The organism is Helicobacter magdeburgensis (genome assembly GCF_000765825.2).
Taxonomy (GTDB): domain Bacteria; phylum Campylobacterota; class Campylobacteria; order Campylobacterales; family Helicobacteraceae; genus Helicobacter_C; species Helicobacter_C magdeburgensis.
This window is the reverse complement of record NZ_JRPE02000042.1, coordinates 1-1,373: the sequence shown is the minus strand read 5'-3', so window position 1 is coordinate 1,373 and position 1,373 is coordinate 1. Positions and strand designations below refer to the sequence as shown.

The 1,373-nt window shown below is 35.5% G+C and carries 1 protein-coding gene; it reads left to right on the top strand.

The window, feature by feature from the left end; genetic code table 11:
* Positions 1-1,373, top strand: a 1,373-nt coding sequence (locus tag LS74_RS10755) for an LPD3 domain-containing protein (protein WP_456237368.1), incomplete at both ends; no start/stop codon positions are given.

The window sequence follows — 1,373 nt, the reverse complement described above, 5'->3', positions numbered from 1 at the left end:
ATTCTACCACAAACAAAGTCTTTAATCAAGATGATACACTCATTTACACCACCATAGGCAATGGCAAGATGTTAAAAGAAGTGGTGGAAAGTGGGGATAAAGCCCAAAACAAAATTCAATTACGCCAAGCTACAAAAGAGATTCTAAACACACTTAAAAACAAAGAAATCACACACAAAAATGGCATTGTAGCTAGAGTTAGTAGTGTTGGTATTGAAAAAATGATGAGTGATAAGGCGATACAAAAAAGCTTAGATAATGGATTTAGTATAAGCCAACATTTTAACGCCGTGCAAAATATAGAAACACTTTTCAAAAATAGTGATTTTCTCCGCACTGAAGCCCCAAAAAATCAAAGCAAAGACATAGTGGGAGTTCATAGATATATCAACACAGAAAATTTACAAGAGCAAAACGCACAAGCACTAATTACACTCAAAGAAAGCGTGGAAAATGGAAATAGGATTTATAGTTTAGAACTAGAGGAATTAACCCACCCCACTCACTTAAATCGTAGCCCTAAATCTAAAGGGGCGGAAGACTCTCATCACGATGATGCGGGAGCTACAAATACCGCTCGGCTATTTGAGAATCCTAACGCAGATTCTACCACAAACAAAGTCTTTAATCAAGATGATACACTCATTTACACCACCATAGGCAATGGCAAGATGTTAAAAGAAGTGGTGGAAAGTGGGGATAAGGTAGAAAAAGTAGAAAATATACATAACTTAAGAGATGAGCTAACAACTGCCCTTACCCCAATTCTCAATAAAGACATTACAAATATATCAAGTGGCATTACAGCCCAAGTGTCAAAAACAAGTATTAAGAAAATGGGAAGCGACAAGGCAATTAATAAAAGTATAGAAAATGGCTTTAGTTTGCAAGAACATTTTAAAGCTAGTGCGGATATAGAAAACCTTTATAAAAAGGCTACAAATATAGCAACAACAAAAGATTTAAAGAATGGCGACCCTGCAATACAAATGCACACCTTTATTTCACAAGTAAATGATAATGCGAATGCAAAGATTTTAGTTAAAGAAAGTTTAGATAAAGATTTAAGGCGAATTTATACTTTGGAATTAGAGAGTTTAGAATCAACTAAACCTTTAGCCCAAGTGCCGAATGGAGATTTAGCCGACCATTTATCTAAGTCTAAACAAAAGAGCGACACTTCTCTTACGCCCTTAGAAAATGTTAAGGGACATTCTACCACAAACAAAGTCTTTAATCAAGATGATATAAAGTTTGATAGCTTGGGAGACTTTGAGCGATTTGCTAGACTAAGCGGATTTGAGAATTTGCCACAAGAAAAGCTACAATCCGCCCATAAATATATCTTAGAGAATCTGCATAAGCTGGAGTGC